At 62.9% G+C, this 16,653-nt stretch carries 16 protein-coding genes; 4 read left to right on the top strand and 12 right to left on the bottom strand.

Translation table 11 applies throughout. The annotated features are described in order from the left end of the window. From Uis1B_RS08960 to Uis1B_RS08950, 3 genes are all read left to right on the top strand, one after another. Positions 1–475: IS30 family transposase (locus tag Uis1B_RS08960; protein WP_133124904.1), on the top strand; the 475-nt coding region annotated here is incomplete at its 5' end. Between the two features lie 13 nt (positions 476–488). After that, on the top strand, positions 489–794 hold the full coding sequence (locus Uis1B_RS08955; RefSeq protein WP_101617561.1) for a hypothetical protein: 306 nt from the start codon (positions 489–491) through the stop codon (positions 792–794). A gap of 477 nt (positions 795–1,271) precedes the next feature. After that, positions 1,272–2,192 (top strand): acyl-CoA thioesterase, encoded by a 921-nt coding sequence (locus tag Uis1B_RS08950; RefSeq protein ID WP_101617559.1) that lies wholly within the window; start codon positions 1,272–1,274, stop codon positions 2,190–2,192. A 65-nt stretch (positions 2,193–2,257) separates the two neighbouring features. Here the strand turns inward: Uis1B_RS08950 and Uis1B_RS08945 are convergent, their stop codons facing one another. The 11 genes from Uis1B_RS08945 to Uis1B_RS08895 form a co-directional block, all read right to left on the bottom strand. Further along, entirely contained in the window at positions 2,258–3,139 is an 882-nt protein-coding gene (locus Uis1B_RS08945) for a hypothetical protein (protein WP_101617557.1), read from the bottom strand. A gap of 59 nt (positions 3,140–3,198) precedes the next feature. After that, positions 3,199–3,756, bottom strand: coding sequence for a DUF3180 domain-containing protein (locus Uis1B_RS08940; RefSeq protein ID WP_101617555.1), 558 nt, complete (start codon positions 3,754–3,756; stop codon positions 3,199–3,201). A 15-nt stretch (positions 3,757–3,771) separates the two neighbouring features. After that, positions 3,772–4,773 carry a 2-amino-4-hydroxy-6-hydroxymethyldihydropteridine diphosphokinase gene (gene folK / locus Uis1B_RS08935; RefSeq protein WP_101617553.1) on the bottom strand — a complete coding sequence of 334 codons (1,002 nt, stop codon included), beginning with the start codon at positions 4,771–4,773 and terminating at the stop codon, positions 3,772–3,774. Between the two features lie 20 nt (positions 4,774–4,793). Further along, positions 4,794–5,699, bottom strand: a complete 906-nt coding sequence (gene folP / locus Uis1B_RS08930; RefSeq protein ID WP_423734883.1) for a dihydropteroate synthase — start codon at positions 5,697–5,699, stop codon at positions 4,794–4,796. A gap of 276 nt (positions 5,700–5,975) precedes the next feature. Further along, entirely contained in the window at positions 5,976–6,566 is a 591-nt protein-coding gene (gene folE / locus Uis1B_RS08925; RefSeq protein ID WP_101617551.1) for a GTP cyclohydrolase I FolE, read from the bottom strand. Next, positions 6,566–8,773: an ATP-dependent zinc metalloprotease FtsH gene (gene ftsH / locus Uis1B_RS08920; RefSeq protein WP_101617549.1), complete on the bottom strand. Its 2,208-nt coding sequence runs from the start codon at positions 8,771–8,773 to the stop codon at positions 6,566–6,568. The genes folE and ftsH overlap by 1 nt, the downstream gene beginning before the upstream one ends. Continuing rightward, positions 8,773–9,336 (bottom strand): hypoxanthine phosphoribosyltransferase, encoded by a 564-nt coding sequence (gene hpt, locus Uis1B_RS08915; RefSeq protein ID WP_101617547.1) that lies wholly within the window; start codon positions 9,334–9,336, stop codon positions 8,773–8,775. Before hpt ends, ftsH begins: the two co-directional genes overlap by 1 nt. After that, positions 9,323–10,435, bottom strand: coding sequence for a tRNA lysidine(34) synthetase TilS (gene tilS / locus Uis1B_RS08910; protein WP_101617545.1), 1,113 nt, complete (start codon positions 10,433–10,435; stop codon positions 9,323–9,325). The genes hpt and tilS overlap by 14 nt, the downstream gene beginning before the upstream one ends. Positions 10,436–10,437: 2 nt before the next feature. Continuing rightward, positions 10,438–11,982, bottom strand: coding sequence for a D-alanyl-D-alanine carboxypeptidase/D-alanyl-D-alanine endopeptidase (gene dacB, locus Uis1B_RS08905; RefSeq protein WP_243390328.1), 1,545 nt, complete (start codon positions 11,980–11,982; stop codon positions 10,438–10,440). A 64-nt stretch (positions 11,983–12,046) separates the two neighbouring features. Next, positions 12,047–13,273: a glycosyltransferase family 2 protein gene (locus tag Uis1B_RS08900; protein WP_101617543.1), complete on the bottom strand. Its 1,227-nt coding sequence runs from the start codon at positions 13,271–13,273 to the stop codon at positions 12,047–12,049. Continuing rightward, a complete protein-coding gene (locus Uis1B_RS08895) occupies positions 13,274–14,878 on the bottom strand; it encodes an AI-2E family transporter (RefSeq protein WP_101617563.1) in 1,605 nt (534 codons plus the stop codon). 87 nt (positions 14,879–14,965) lie between these two features. On the opposite strand from Uis1B_RS08895, the gene Uis1B_RS08890 reads away from it, so the two are divergent. Next, positions 14,966–15,889 carry a glycosyltransferase family 2 protein gene (locus tag Uis1B_RS08890; RefSeq protein WP_101617541.1) on the top strand — a complete coding sequence of 308 codons (924 nt, stop codon included), beginning with the start codon at positions 14,966–14,968 and terminating at the stop codon, positions 15,887–15,889. A gap of 63 nt (positions 15,890–15,952) precedes the next feature. On the opposite strand, the gene Uis1B_RS08885 is transcribed toward Uis1B_RS08890, so the two are convergent. Next, a partial coding sequence (locus tag Uis1B_RS08885) for a dehydroquinate synthase/iron-containing alcohol dehydrogenase family protein (protein ID WP_133124903.1) occupies positions 15,953–16,653 on the bottom strand: 701 nt, incomplete at its 5' end.

Genomic DNA, 16,653 nt, shown 5'->3' with positions numbered 1-16,653 from the left:
GTCCCCGTCGAAACGGTGCATCGACACGCAGGCCGAACGCAAGAGCCGCAAGCTGTTCGCCCGGTTCATCCCCGACAAGAGCGCGCTGGCGACCGCGCGCGCCGAATACGACATCTACAGCCGGATCCCCGCGCCCGCGCGCATCGACCGCACGTGGGACAACGGCACGGAGTCCTCCTGCCACCTGCTCGTGGACGAGGCGCTGGGCATGCTCACCTACTATGCGGACCCGTACTCCTCGTGGCAGCGGGGCACGAACGAGAACCGCAACGGCAGGATCCGGCGCTACCTGCCCAAGGGGACCAGCTTCGACGACCTGTCGGATGCGGACCTGCAGGCCATCGTCGACGAGATCAACGACACCCCGTTGAAGGTCCTGGGCTGGGAAACGCCCAACGAGGTTTGGTACCGCGAGCTCGGCAAGGTAATGTCAAAGACAAGCCACCCAGAGACGAGTGTTGCACTTACAAATTGAATCCGGGGCCGGCATGACCGTGGATATGGCCTGGCCCGAATTTCTCGTCGCTGTGGAATATGACGGCGATCACCATCGCACCAGCAAGAAGCAATGGCGACGTGATCAGGAGAAACGAGAACGCTTGCGCTTGAATGGATGGATCATATTCGTTGTCACGGCCGATGTCCTGAACAGCAAAGAGGCCAAAGCACGATTTGCCTTCGAAGTCGCATGGCGGCTGGTTTCCCAAGGAGCCGACTTCACCTTCCATATTCGCCCCAAGCCGCTGGACCGACTGTGTCCCCTGCCTCGCGAATCGCGCGAGGACAAGGAATGAGGGAGCCGACTGATCGCCCATACGATCCAATCGTCATGGTCGCCTGATACGGAGCCCGATACGGAAACCGTCATTCACGATGGAGCAAGACGCATTTTCGTTGTTTTTCAATCTGTTCCATCATCAATGCCGATCGCCTATCAGTAAAACCGCATGATTTCAACGATTTTGAACGTCATCTCCCACAGCCTTGATGGATCAGCATGCAAAACCGGCAATCTGCGCGCTAATCCACCGACGATACCGATCGCTCCGCGCGGCATCACCTCCATGCGGCCTCACCCATGGCCACGCCTATGGCGAATCGGCCAACGACGGGCCACATGAATGGCGTATCGTCCCATCACGGCAAGGCATGTCATCTGACGTTCACCTAGCTCACGAACTCGTTACAAACACGCCAAAAACTTGGTGTGGTCCGTGGATAGACTTCATTGCAATGAACATCGTCAGTACACCGTCGAAGGGGATATAGTCATGCCTACGCAGGAGCGTCAGACACCGCTTGAGCATCTTGTCAAGGTATTGCATCTCGGAGAGCCGTCCGCATACCGGAATCACACGTACATCAACGGCGAAAGCCTGTACTTCCCCACCGGTCGCGTCTACGGCGGTCAGGTGATCGCCCAGTCGGTGGTGGCGGCGGCCCGGACGGTGGACGAGGATCGTCTGCCGAACTCCATCCACGCCTACTTCATCAGCGCCGGGGACATCCATCAGGACGTGCTGTTCGATGTGGAGAATCTACGCGACGGCCGGTCGTTCTCCGCGCGCCGTGTGAACGCCACGCAGGCGTCGGGAGCCATTCTCACCGCCATCGCCAGTTTCCAGAAGCGCGGCCAGAACGGCGTGGAGTACTCCGACCCGATGCCGGGCAACGTGCCCGACCCCGAATCCCTTTCCAGCGCCCGGGATCTGATGGAGCCCTACGCCGGCCAGTCGCCGTTCGCCAACTATTACGCCAGGAAGTCGCCGTTCGACATCCGCCATGTGAACTCCACCGTGATGCTCGGCACCGATGAAACGGCCTCCTCGCATGATTCCGGCCGGCAGATGGTGTGGATGAAGGCCGATGGCACCGTGGACCTGCCGCAGCTGTGCCATCGCGCCATTCTGGCCTGCGGCTGCGATCAGATCATGCTGGAGCCGATCGTGCGCCGCGCAGGCCTGAGCTTCATGACGCCGGGCATTTCGTACGCCACCATCGATCATTCGATGTGGTGGTATCGCGACGTGGACATCAACCAGTGGCATCTCTACGTGCAGGACACCCCCACCGCCGCCCATGGACGCGGTCTGAGCCACGCGAAGGTGTATGCGCAGGACGGCACGCTCGTCGCCGCGATGGCGCAGGAGGCGATGCTCCGCGTCCCCGAAGACGAGATTCCGCGGAGCTGAATAGGTCGCACCGCCTATCTCCACGGTGCGACCTATTGCGGTGCGACCTATCCCCGTAGCGCGACCTATTCCCGCGGTGCGATGACGTTGGCCAGATGCGCCGCCGTCATCGTGGAATCCGCCGGCAGATACCGCGGATCATCCTCATCGATCACCGGATCGGGAATCACACGCACCTGCACCGGCGTCTCCGCGTGGATGGCCTCCTGCTGACGGCCCTGCTCACGAATCCAATCGGCCAGCGACTGATCGCTGTGGAAGACGAGCATGTTGGAATCGTCGAGAACGGCGGCCAGTTCGGCATAGGTCGGGTAGTCGAGGTTCACGCGCATGGCGTCGCGCGCATGCACCAGATTCGGCGCCGCGGTTTCGTCCAGTTCGGAGAGCAGGGCCTCGAACAGGGCGTCGAGACCGCGGTAGACGGTGAACGGATCGCGCATCTGATTCGCCCGGGAATACACGCCGGCGACGAACCATGCATCCGGATCGGCCGGCACATTGCGCATCGGCTGATTCTTCTTCCAGTTCCGGTTGCGCCGCACGTCCACAATCGGATCATCGTCCGGTTTCCTCACCCGATTTTCCACATGGTTGGACATCAATGCCCACAGTGCGCGAGCGTCCTTGAATCGTCGGGCGTTCCCCGAACCGTCCGCGGCGGCGTGGTCCGCACGCTGGGTCAGGGTTTTGAGACTGATGGAGTTCCCCTTGGTCGCGTCGGACGCCCGATCTTCCGGATCCTCGTCGAAGAGCGGATCGTTGCCGTCAAGCAGATCGATCACGTCAAGGAACAGATTGGGCAGATTACGATAATACCTGTCGGCCCCCAGCGGATACTGCTCCTGCTCCCCATAGACGCGAACCAGACGTGGCGATCCGCTGTCATCATTGATCAGCAAGGCGATATCCCGATTCCCCGGGACCGTGCGCAATTCAAAACGTGTCATACGTTCCATTGTGGCACACGGATATCACGGGCGATTCGGCCGACTCCGGAGATCCGGACCTACCGGCGTTCCGTGGCGGTCCGCTCCTCATGGGTGGTGTTCGTCGCGGCCCCGGATGCGGCGGCGAGCTCCCGACGACGCTGGATTTCCTTGGTCTTCGGATGCTCCGGCCCCTCCTTCGGCGGCAACTGGCACCAATATTCTCCGACGATGCCGACGATCATGTCCAGCAGGCAGATCACCGCGGCCACCGCGCACTCCACGGCGGCATCACCGTAGAACTCGGCATCCACATGCATCAGACTCATCGCAAGCTGACCGCCATACCATCCGGCGAGCGCGGCACCGGCCACGCCGAGCGACTTGGCAAGCACCAGAGTCTGTACGGCGCGGTTCATATCCAGTTCCTTGAGATCGCCTTTCGCGTATCGACGTACCTGCCAGGAGAGGCACAGCACCACCAGACCGAGGATCACCAGCAGACCGGAAACCATCCAGGGAGCTCCCACCAGCGTGTAGGTGCTGTGTTCGGTGAGCTTGACCAGCATGGCTCCGGCGAACAGGCCGAGGATCAGGGCGATCACGTAATACCACCATGGGGTGCGTCGTGCCTTCATCCGTCATCCTTTCGTTCAGGCGGTACCGCCGAGGATCCAGGTGTCCGAAAGCCGTTCCACCGAATCTCGATCCGCGGAGCGTTCCAGCAGATCGGCCACGCGTCCGCCGTGTTCGCCCGGCAGCACGGCGTTGGGGTCGAGATCCGCCCACGGGGCCAGTACGAAGGACCGCTGCCATGCGCGTGGATGCGGCAGGGTCAGGTGCGGATCATCGCTGACGCGTCCGTCGAAGTCGATGATGTCGAGGTCGAGCGGACGGGACCCCCAGTGGACTTCGCGCGAACGACCGTGTGCGGCCTCGATGGTCTGCAATGCGTTGAGCAGCGTATCGGCGTCGAGCGTGGTGGTCACCTCCACCACCGCGTTGAGGAAGTCCGGCGTACCGGGTTCCATGCCCCAGGCCGCAGTGCGGTACAGCGGGGAGATGCCGGTGATCTGATTGCCGGGCACACCGTCGATGGCCACCACGGCGGCCCGCAGCACCTGCTGCACATCGCCGATGTTGCCGCCCATGGCGACCACGGCCTTGTGGATGCCGCCGTGGTCGCCGGCGATCGTGGAACGGGACTGCGGGTCGTGGCGATCGGTGTCGGCTGCGCTGAGCGAGACGGGCCGCTCCGTGTTCCGTGCGGCCGCCAGGGATGCCGGGGTGGGTTCGTCGTCGCGGGCCCGTTCGATGGTGACGCTGACGTCGTCGAACGGCACCTTGATCGGGGCGTTCGGCTTGTGCACGGTGACGATGACCCGTTGTACGCGGTATGACAGCAGGATCGAATCGGCGATCTTCGCGGCGAGCCGTTCGATGAGATCGACGTGCTCGCCTTCGATGACGTTGACGATGCGGTTGGCGATCTGCCCGTAGTTCACCGTGTCCGTCAGATCGTCGGTGCGGCCGGCTTCGGAAAGATCGAGGAACATCGTGGCGTCCACGATGAACGGCTGCTTCTCCACATGTTCGAAGTCAAGCACTCCGTGTGCGGCTTCGGCGCGCACGCCGGTGAGTCGGATCGAATCCATTGGTTCCTGTTCTCCATTCCTTATCGGCGGTTCGCTTGAGCCGCCGCCATTCGGTTCCTCCGCCATAGGTCGCCCACCGCCACGGCGGCGCGGCTGCGTGCCACGTCGTGCACGCGCACGGCCCAGGCACCGTGTTCGGCGCATAGGGCGCTGAATGCGGCGGTGGCGTTGTCGCGATCATCCATGGTCGGTTCGCTGAAGCCGGCGTCGGTGAGCAGCGCCGAGATGAAGCGTTTGCGGGATTGGCCGATCAGCACCGGATATCCGGTTTCACGGAAGCTCTCCAACGCGGCGAGCAGCGGCAGATTGTGTTCGATGCCGGGTTTGGAGAATCCCAGACCCGGGTCGATGATGATCCGCTCGGGCTTCACGCCGGCGTCCAGAACATGGTCGACCTGACGCATGAGCTCCTCACGTACGTCATGCAGTACTCCGCCGTGGTATACGGAGGTGTCGGCATCCGGAGTGGCGCCTTTTGAACCGTTGAGCCAGCCGCGCCAATGCTGCACGATGTACAGGCAGTCGTGTTCGGCCACAACGTGCGGCAGATCGGCGTCGAGCGTGCCGCCGGAAACGTCGTTGATGATCTGCGCGCCTTCGTCCAACGCAGCCGCGGCCACCGAAGCGCGCGTGGTGTCGATGGAGAGCACGGCGCCCCGTTCGAGCAGGGCCTTGGCCGCACCGGTGACACGGGCGAGTTCGTCGGCTTCGCTGACGCGTTTGGCGCCGGGACGGGTCGATTCGGCGCCGATGTCGATGATGTCGGCGCCGGCGTCCAGCATGGCCGAGCCATGCTCCCGGGCCTTGTCGGGGTCCAGCCACAGCCCGCCGTCGGAGAACGAGTCCTCGGTGATGTTCAGCACGCCCATCACCAGCGTATGATCCGCGTTGCGCAATGACCGCAATGCCTTGAGATCAGCCATCATCAACCTTCCTTGCTTCGTTCTTCGACTGTCGTTCGTTGTTTTGTCCACCTCATCCGACCGGCTTGCGCCGGCCACCTTCCCCTCAAGGGGAAGGCAGGGGCATTGCCAGCTTCCGACGGCCGCCTTCCCCTCAAGGGGAAGGCAGAGTTCTACGGGCTCTTGCCGACCGCCCCTCAAGGGGAAGGCAGAGTACCGCTGCGCATCCTCCCTGGCTTCCCCTTGAGGGGAAGCTGTCAGCGTAGCTGACTGATGAGGTGGACAGACCCCCACCCCGAATCAGTGCTGCGAGAAGATCAGGCTCATCGCCTCGGCACGGGTGGCAGGCGTGCGCATGATGCCCCTCACCGCGGAGGTGACCGTGCGTGCCTGTGACTTTTTCACGCCGCGCATCGCCATGCACATGTGCTCGCATTCGGTCACCACGATCGCCCCACGGGCGTCGACATACTTCATCAGCGCATCGGCCACCTGCTGGGTGAGTCGCTCCTGCACCTGCGGCCTGCGGGCGTACACCTCCACCAGTCGCGCCAGCTTGCTCAGTCCGGTCACTCCGTCCTTCGAGGGGATATACCCCACATGGGCCACGCCGTGGAACGGCAGCAGATGATGTTCGCATACCGAGTAGAGCTCGATGTCCCGCACCAGCACCATCTCCTCGGTGTCCACGCGGAACCGTTTGGCGAGCACTTCGGCCGGGTCCTGACGCAACCCGGCATACATCTCCCTGCCGGCCCGCGCGATGCGGTCCGGGGTGTCGAGCAGTCCCTCGCGGTCGGGGTCCTCGCCGATGGCCTTGAGATACATGCGTACGGCCTTGCGCACGCCCTCCTCGTCGTAGTAGGGCATGCCGTTATCGTTGCTCGTCATCAGGCAGCGGCCCCCTGACCGTTGGCGCCACCGGTCACCGAACCGCCAGCCGACGAACCATTGGCCGCCGAACCGTTACCCGACTGTCCATACTGCGGCGGATTGGGTTCGAGCCCATCCTCACGGCGTGCGGCCTCCTCCTGCTCGCGGGCGCTTTTCTCCAGCGAGGCCGGAATCGGGACCGGCGGCAGATCGGAATCGGGCCGCTGATCGTTGCTCAGCCACACCTGACGGACCGGAGCCTTGCGGATGTTGGCGAAGATGGCCGCCAGCTCCTTCTCGTTGAGGGTCTCCTTCTCCAGCAGCTGTCGCACGAGCTCGTCGAGCACGTCACGGTTCTCGTTGATGATCGTCCACGCTTCGGTGTGCGCGGTTTCGACGAGTTTAAGCACTTCGTCGTCGATGATCTGCGCCGTCCGGTCGGAGTACTTGCGCGGGCTCAGACCATCCATCACGGTGGTCTGATCGTCGTCCGAAGCCCACTTGATCGCGCCGAGCTGCGCTGAGAAACCGAACTCCACGACCATCTTGCGGGCGATGTTCGTCGCCTTCTCGATGTCGTTGGAGGCTCCCGTGGTGGGGTCGTGGAACACGACCTCCTCGGCGGTGCGCCCACCCATGGCATAGGCCATCTGGTCGAGCAGCTCGTTGCGTGACTGCGAATAGCGGTCCTCGGTGGGCATGACGGCGGTGTAGCCGAGCGCACGGCCACGCGGCAGGATCGTCACCTTGGTCACCGGGTCGGTGTTGTGCAGGGCCGCGGCCACCAGAGCATGCCCGCCCTCATGGTAGGCGGTGTTGCGCAGCTCGTTGAGCGCCATGCCGGTGGAACGGCGGCGCGGACCGCTCATCACACGGTCGATGGCCTCGTCGATGGCGCGGTTGTCGATGAGCTGGGCACCGGCGCGGGCGCACAGCAATGCGGCCTCGTTGAGCACGTTGGCCAGATCGGCACCGGTGAAGCCCGGGGTTCGCACGGCGATCATGTGCAGATCGACGCCGGGCACGAACGGCTTGCCCTTGGCATGCACCTTCAGAATCGCCTCACGGCCTTCAAGATCAGGAGCCTCGACGGCCACCTGTCGATCGAATCGACCGGGGCGCAGCAGGGCGGGGTCGAGCACGTCGGGTCGGTTCGTGGCGGCGATGATGATCAGATTGGTGTCGTTGTCGAAACCGTCCATCTCCACGAGCAGCTGGTTCAGCGTCTGCTCGCGCTCGTCGTGGCCACCGCCCATGCCGGAGCCGCGCTTGCGGCCGACGGCGTCGATCTCATCGATGAAGATGATGGCCGGGGCGTTCTTCTTCGCCTCGTCGAACAGGTCACGCACACGGGATGCACCGAGACCGACGAACATCTCCACGAAGTCGGAACCGGCCATCGAGTAGAACGGCACGCCGGCCTCGCCGGCGATGGCTCGCGCCAGCAGCGTCTTACCGGTGCCGGGAGGGCCGTACAGCAGCACACCGCGCGGGATGCGAGCGCCGAGGGCCTTGTATTTGGAGGGGTCCTGCAGGAAGTCCTTGATCTCCTCCACCTCCTGCACCGCCGCGTTCTCGCCGGCCACGTCGGCGAACTTGGTCTTCGGGGTTTCGCCCTCGAGCAGTTTGGAGTTCTTCTTGCCGCCCATGCCGAACATGCCGCCGGCGCCGCCCTGCATGCGGCTCATCAGCCACCAGAACAGGCCGAAGATGATCAGGAACGGCAGCAGCGACGTCAGCAGATACGTCAGCATGCTGGTCTGCGGCACGGTGGAGGTCCATCCCTTGGAGAGATCGGCCTTCTCCACGGCCTGGGACACCTGCGGTCCCTGGGCGAACACGTAGTAGAACTGCACGTTCTTGCCGTAGTTGCGTTCCTTGCCGCTGTCCGGATCCTTCTTGGTGAAGTCGTCCTTCAATTCCAGCTTGACGGTCTGCTTGCTTTCGGTGATCTCGGCGTAGTTGGCCTTGCCTTCCTTGAGCAGTTCGAGACCATCCTGCGTGTTGATGGTCTGCGTACCGCCCATGGAGAACATCTGGAACGCGCTGATCGACAGCAGCACCAGCAGGGTGATCCACAGCCACGGCGCCTGCCAGAACGGACGGGGCCCCTTCTGCCCATTGCCGTTCCTGTTGCCGCGATTGCCTCGATTCTTACCCCGTCCTCCGTCAGGATTGGAGAACGGATTGCCGTTATCGTTGCGATTCGGCCCTGGGAAGCTCATTATTGCTGATCTCCTTGATACACCTTGGGGTCTAGGACGGCAATGGAATCGAGGTTCCGATACCGTTCGTCATAATCCAGACCGAACCCCACCACGAACTCGTCCGGAATCGTGAATCCCTTGTACTTCACGTCGATATGCACCTTGCGCCGAGCCGGCTTCTCCAGCAGGGCGAACACCTCCACGGATGCCGCTCCGCGGGCTTTCAGCTCCTTGATCAGCCAGTCAAGCGTGATGCCTGAATCGATGATATCCTCCACGATCAGAATGTGCCTGCCGCGAACATCGGTGGAAAGATCCTGCCGCACCGTGATCCTCCCCGAGGATTCGGTTCCCGAACCATAGGTGGAAATGCTCATGAAATCCATGGCCACGGGAATGCTCAGCGCCTGGGAGAACGCCGCCAGCGTGTTGACGGCACCTTTCAATACGGCCACCAGCAGCGGTGGGTGGTCGGCGTAATCGCGATCCACTTCGGCCGCCACCTCGTGAATCTTGGCATCGATCTGCTCTGCGCTAACGAGCTCATAGGCAATCTCGTCTTGGATATCAGCGATTTTCATGCATACCATCATGGCACAGGTGAATGACGTGACGCTTACGAACCGCTAGGTATCCACCGGAAAGTCGCACACCTGCCTGACCATGCCAGTCACGGATCAGATCGTCGATGGCGTCCACCTGCCGGGAGGATATGCCGATCCCCGCATTCGAAGCCGCACGGGCGATGACGCGCGAACGGATCGCGGGATGCTCGTCGGACAGCTCCCTCACGTCGATCCGCGCGACGACGTCCTGCGGCCCGGCGCCGTCTGCCGGTTCCACGACGACCGCCCGATCGAACACCTTCGCGGCGGACGAGTCGAGATAATCCCTGTCCCGCTGGGCGATGACCGCACTGCGCGACAGATGCTCAACCAGATCAGCACCCACGAAGTGAATCAGATACGGCAGCAGCGCGTTGCGAATCCGTGAACGCAACGGCAGATCGGTGGACAGTCCGCCTTCGTCGGCGCTGCTGTCGCCGTTGGTCGGATCATCCCACCATGAGATCTCCCTCGCCTCGCAGATCTCGGTGGTCTGGGTTCGGGTGAGATTGAGGAACGGTCGACTGAAGATCACACCGTCCCGTTCGATGACGGTGGGCATGCCGGCGAGCGCATCCAATCCCACGGTACGGAACAGTCCCAGCAGTACGGTTTCGGCCTGATCGTCCTTGGTGTGCGCGAGCAGCACGGCCGCCGCACCGGTTTGCCGGGCGACCTCCTGCAACGCCTGATACCGGGCATTCCGAGCCGCGGCCTCCACGCCGGAACCGGTTTCGTGGACGATCACCTTGCGGATGATGACCGGTTCCATGCCGAACGACCGGCACTTGTCCGCCGTCTCCTCGGCCACGCGAGCCGATCCGGCGATCAGCGAATGGTCCACGATCACCGCTCCGCAGCGCACGCCCAGCGATCCGCATACCGTGGTGCAGATGGAGGCCAATGCCAGCGAGTCCCGTCCTCCCGAACAGGCAATCAGTATCAGAGGGGCGTCCGGTTCCGGATCGTGTTCGCCATGCTCCCGTTGGCGGTCGGATTGGCGGACGATGCCCAGATCGGCCAGATTCATCCGGACCTCGCCGATCGCCCGTCTGATCGTCGGCGTGTATGTCATCGTCAGACCTCCGGAAGTTTGGATACGAGCTTGTCCACCGCCATTGCCGCAGACCACATGTTGGACGGCTTGTTGACGATGACCGAGAAGATCAGCGTACCGCCCCTGACCCGGGAAACGTTGCCGGTCATCGAGGTGACCTGATCGAGGGAACCGGTTTTGAGCCGTATCAGACCATCGGCGGAATCGTCGATGTACCGGTGCAGGGCGGTGCCGGAGAGGCCGGAGATCGCCAGTCCTTCGGCTGCCGGAGCGGCGCCGGCGGAGGGATCCACGTATTTGGCCTGTACCTGGGCGAGCGCCCTGACGGTGAGCCTTGACCCTTGGGAGAGACCGGAGCAGTCGGCGAATCGTGTGCCGGTCAGGTCGATGCCGTTCTCGGCAAGCACCGCTTTGACGGCTTCGGTGGCACCTTCGGGCGAATTGCTTCCGCCGGTTTTCAGCGCGGTGAGGCGTCCGAACAGTTCGGCTTCGGTGTTGTCGGAGTTCTTGAGCATGAACCCCATGATTTCGCTCAGATGGGCGGAGCTCACCGAAGCGACCGGCTTGTCGTCGTTCGGCGCGGAGGTCTGAGCTACCGATCCGTTCACCTTGATGCCCTTGGCTTTGAGTCCGGCGGCGAATTTCTTCGCCACGTCCGACGCGAGGGTGGATGATCTGGTCGGATACGACGATTCGACGTCCGGATCCTTCGGCCGGTTCGACGCGGTCCAGTTTCGCCCTTCGTCGATCGCCATGGACGACATGGGTGCGGCGTAGATCAGATCCGGGTTGTTGGCGGTGATGGTGTCCGGGAATCGCTTGTCGCCGAACAGCGAATCATCGTAGGCCACCGACACCGTGTTGATGTCATGCTTGTTCAGCGCGGCGATGGTGCGATCGACCAGTGTGGCCAGTCCGGCACGGCCGTTGACGTGGTTCGGGTCGCTCGCTCCCTCCCCCAGCAGCATGTCGCCGTTGCCCTTGATGATCAGCCGCGGGCCGGCTCCCGATTCGTCGAGATACACGTCGGTGTCGAGCGTGGACGACATGTCGAGCGTTTTGGCTGCTGCGAAGGCGGTCATCGTCTTCATCGTGGAGGCGGGTTCGCGCGCCGTCGTCTCGTTGCGCTGCACCACGGTCCGCCCGTTTTCGTCCGCGATCACGATCGAGAAGTCGGTTCCGACCCCTTCGGCCTTGGCGAACGCATCCACCAATGACTTGACCTTGGCGGCGTCGATCGCCGGAGCGTCATCCCCGGACTCAATGTCGCCGGTCAGGGCGTTCACCCGCCGCACGCCTGCCGCCGCCGGGAACGAGGGGGCCTGCGAGGTGTGAACGCTCAACGGCCCGGGCAGTACGTCCGTCGCGTCGCCGATCACATAGCCCGATCCCAGCAGCAGCGTGACGATCACGGCGATGGCCACCGTTCTGCGTCGTCGGATCATCGTCCTGCGCCAGGCGCGTGCGGCGCGACGTGACGGGGAGGATGCGGAGGCCGGGCCGACCGCCGCGGCTTGCATGGTTGCCTGGGCCGGGTTGGATGGCATGGTTGGTCTGGACGGCATGGATGGTCTGGATGGCATGGTTGGGACTGACGAGTCGTTGGAAGCTCGCGAATTCACGGGTCGATCACTTCCCCCGGTGTTCGATCGGCTTCCAGCCGGGCTTGGAGAACATGGCCTGGAAGGAGATCGGGATATAGCTGAGCAGATAGACCGGGAAGCTCAGGCAGTAGGCCACAAGCTCCTTGTTGGTGGCGTCGATCTTGTCTCGCTCGGCCATGCAGGTGATGGCCGCGAGCAGCATCATGGCCAGCACGCCGAGCACGCCGCCCATCAGACCATTGGTCATCTGCTTGAGCTGACTGTCGACCGACACGAATCCGAGCGCCACGAACAGGATGCCCAACGCCAGACGGATCACGCTCAGCGCGGTGAACGGGCAGATCAGCAGGGTCAGATCGATGCAGGAGAAATCCCGCTCCTTGATGGCGCGGCGCACCAGCGCCGGACCGTAGTAGCGGAACACCTGAAGGAATCCGCGGCTCCAGCGCAGACGCTGTCGCCAGCTCTGCTTGAAGGTCACCGGCTGCTCGTCGTACAGCACCGCGGTGCCGCAATAGCCGATGCGGTCGCCGTGCAGAATCGAGTCAAGCGTGAATTCGAGGTCCTCGGTGAGCAGGTGGAACTTCCATCCGCTGTTGCGCTCCATGATCTCCCTGGAGAACATGAATCCGGTACCGCCCACATGGCAGCTGGAGCCGAACACCATGCGGGAGTTGTTGAGGAACCTCGATTCGCGCACGAACCACAGCGCGGAACCGGAGGAGACCCAGTTGTCGTCGAAGTTCACGGAATTGCGGTAGCTGGTGAGGATCTTGAACCCCGACTGGAAGGCGTTGTTCATCTGCGCGAAGTATTCCTTGTCGAGCAGGTTGTCCGCATCGAATACGAAGAAGGCGTCATAGCGTTTGCTCACGCCGGAATCGATCATGTGATTGAGCAGGAAGGTGAGCGCGAATCCCTTGCCGATCTGGGTCTGGTCGAATCGCTCCACCACATGGCATCCCTTGCTGCGTGCCAGTTCAGCCGTATTGTCGGTGCAGTTGTCGGCCACCATCCAGATGTCGATGAGCTCGCTCGGATAGGTCTGGCTCTGGATGCAGTCGATGAGATTGCCCACCACGCTGCTTTCGTTCCTCGCCGAGATCAGCACGGCGAACCGTTTGTTTCGCGGAGCTTCGGGGAACACCGTGACCTTGTGGAAGAATCCGGCCAGTACGCACGCCATCTGATAGGCGATGCCCACCACGCCGAGCACGGTCAGCAGAACGTCGATGACGGACAATAAGGCCATTTAGCGCCACTCCTCCCTGGCACTGCGGCCGGTGTTCGGGGCATCGCCGTGGCCATCGCCACCGTCGACGCCGTTGCTGTCGTTGCTGCTCTCGCTGTCGGTATCGAGCTCTTCGTTCTTGTCGTCGGATCGACCGGACCGTGGATCAGCAGACTGCGGATCACCGAACTGCGGGTTGAGGTCCGGCTTGCCGGCGACGTCACGACCGCGCTCGACTTTACCCGATGATACGACGTTCTTCGGAATTGCCACCGTGGCCGACTCGTCCAGTTCCTGGGCGGTGGCGAAGTCGGCGAGCCGATCGTGCGCATAGTCGAGCTCGCTGCGCAACTGGGTCTCGTGCGGGGGAACCCGCTTGGTGGACCCCTGCGCGGCCCGCGGCATATGGTCGGTCACCGGCTTGATCACATGCTCGTTGAAGGCTTCCATGCCGCTGACCATCGCGGACTTCTTCACCGGTTTCGGATCGCTCAGCAGCGGGGAGTCGATCAGCTCGTACCGCTTGGTGTACGCCTTGAACACGGCCTGGAAGCTGGCGGTGAGCGGCAACGCCAGGAACGCACCGAGCGCACCGAACACCGAGCCGAGCGCCAGCACGGCGAGGAAGGCAACGGCCGGGTTGAGATCCATGGTCCGCTGGGAGATCGCCGGGGAGAGCAGCATGTTCTCGATCTGCTGGTAGACGATGATGTAGATCAGCACGAACAGCGCATACTTGATGCCGTTGGAGCCCCAGGCGGAGAGCACGGGCAACGCACCGCCGATGTAGGTGCCGACGGTGGGGACGAACTGGGAGACGAGCCCGCAGAAGATCGACAGCGGCAGCCAGTAGGGGATGTCGAGCGCCACCATGAACACCGACATGCACACGCTGGAAATCACGGCGAGGATGATGCGGCTGTACAGGAAGTTCGAGATCTGATCCTGCACCACGGTCCACACGATGAGGAACCGCTCCTGGCTCTTCGGGGCGATCCACTGGCACAGGCTGCGACGCATTCGGGGCAATGCGGCCGAAACGTAGTAGGTCACCAACGCCACGGTCAGGATGCCCAGCATGGCATTGAGCAGCGACGCCGTGGTGCTCAACGCCTGATTGGCAAGATTGGTCACGGTGTTGGTCTGGAGGTTCTTGAACACCTCTCCCCACAGATCCTGCATGGCCGGCAGCTCCCAATGGGCCTGATCGCGCACCACGTCCACGATCTGCTCGTACAGGCCGGGCAGACTGCTCACCATGCCGACGAGCTGCTGGATGAACATGTTGCCGAACAGCGTCAGCAATCCGCCGAGCACCACCAGCAGCACCACGAGCGTGATGGCCGAGGCCGCGCCGCGCTTCCAGCCGTGGACGACCAGCCAGCGCACCATCGGCTCCACGGCCAATGCGATGAACATCGAGATGACGATGTACAGCACGATCGAATCAATCTTGTCCCACGTCTGCCACACGAAAATGGAGAGGAACACGGCGATCGCCGCATACAGCAGTCCTCGTCCGAACCATTCCGGTGGTCTACGCGGATCCCCCTTGGCGGGAAACACCGCCGCCAGATCAAAGCGATCCTCTTCCTGCGAATACTGATCTTCCTGCTGTGCGCTCATACGCGCCATTATTCCCATCGTCGGTGACATCACCCTCGGGACATCCCCGCATCCGGGTGTTCTCCGGCCTCACGTATCCTATGAAATGTGCTTAGTGTCTCGATTGTGATCCCCGCGTGGAATGAAGAAGAACGCATCGTCGATTGTCTGCTGAACGCCACAAGGCAGACGGTGAAGCCCCACGAGGTCATCGTGGTGAACAACCGCTCCACCGACGACACCGCACGGATCGTGCGCGAATTCATCGATCAGCATCCGGATGACAATGTAATCCTGTTGGACCAGAACGAGGAGCAGGGGCTGATCCCGACACGAAACTATGGTCTGGATCATGCGACCGGCGACATTCTCGGCCGGTTCGACGCGGACTGCATGATCAAGCCCGACTGGGTGGAGGTGGTCAGCGGCATCTTCACCGAGGACCCGGCCGCGATGGGCGCCACCGGACCGGTGATGTACTATGACATGCCAAGCCGTCATTTCGGGCTCAAGGGCGACAATTCCATTCGCAAGCGCATCTACCGCGCCGACGGAGGCCAGCCGTTGCTGTTCGGCTCGAATATGGCGTTGCGAGCCACGGCGTGGCGCGAGATCCGCAGCGAGGTGTGCCAAGACAAGGCCGACGTGATGCACGAGGATATCGATGTTTCCCTGCATCTGATCGGCAAGGGGCTCAAAACCGTGTATTCGCCGCGCATGATCGCCGGGATGAGCGCCCGCCGCATGGATACTTCGCTGAGCTCGTTCCGTAACTACATGAAGCGCTTCCGCAACACCTTCGACGCGCATCCGCAGCATTGGCGCAAGCACAAGCCGGAGATTCTGTTCACGGCCATGTATCCGGTGATGCACCTGTTCTATCCGGTGTGGCAGAAGGTGCTGGACACCGCCGACATCAATCCGGCGGAGGTCGCGTGGATCAACGAGCAGATGGAGCTTGCCGAGAAGGAAGGCCGGGAGCTCTACGACGAGACCCCCACCGACGAGGAGTACGACGAGAAGCACGAGTAGAGACCGTGGCCTTCCCCTTGAGGGGAAGGCAGGAAGCCCGGAATAGCACGCAAGCCCGGAGGCCTACATCAGGCTCCTGTAGATCGCGAGGATGTCCTCCTCCGTGGCCTTACGCGGATTACCCGGCGTGCACACGTCGTTGAACGCGTCACGCGCCAACGGCTCCAGATCCGCCTCCGTGGCGCCCACCTCGCTGATCGTGGTCGGGTTGCCCAGATCCACCGTCAGCTGATGCACCGCGGCCACCGCGGCCCCGCGCACCGCCTCGAGATCGCCCGTGTACGCGTCCTCCACGCCGAACGCGTCCGCGATGTCGCGGTACTTGCCGCCCGTGTACTCCTTGTTGTACTCCATGACCGGGGCCAGCAGGATCCCGTTGGCCACGCCGTGCGCCACGCCCAGACGCCCGCCCAGCGGATGCGCCATGCCGTGCACCAGACCCAGACCCACGTTCGAATACGCCATGCCCGTGATGTAGCTCGCGTACGCCATCTGCTCGCCCGCCGGCACGTCCCCGTCCGCGCTCCTCGCCAGGTTCTTCGCGATCATGCGGATCGTCTGCATGGAAAGGCAGTCCGACAGGCTCCACGCGCCCGGCGTGACGTACCCCTCGATCGCGTGCGTCAAAGCGTCCAGACCCGTGGCGACCTTCAGGCCGCGGGGCATCGAGTCCGTCAGGTCCGGGTCCACGAACGCGACGACCGGGATGTCGTGCGGGTCCACCGCCACGAACTTGCGCTTGTTCCTCGTGTCCGTGACCACGT

This window comes from Bifidobacterium margollesii, assembly GCF_002860355.1.
Taxonomy (GTDB): domain Bacteria; phylum Actinomycetota; class Actinomycetes; order Actinomycetales; family Bifidobacteriaceae; genus Galliscardovia; species Galliscardovia margollesii.
Note: the sequence above shows the minus strand (reverse complement) of the source record. Positions and strands in the feature narration are given on the sequence as shown.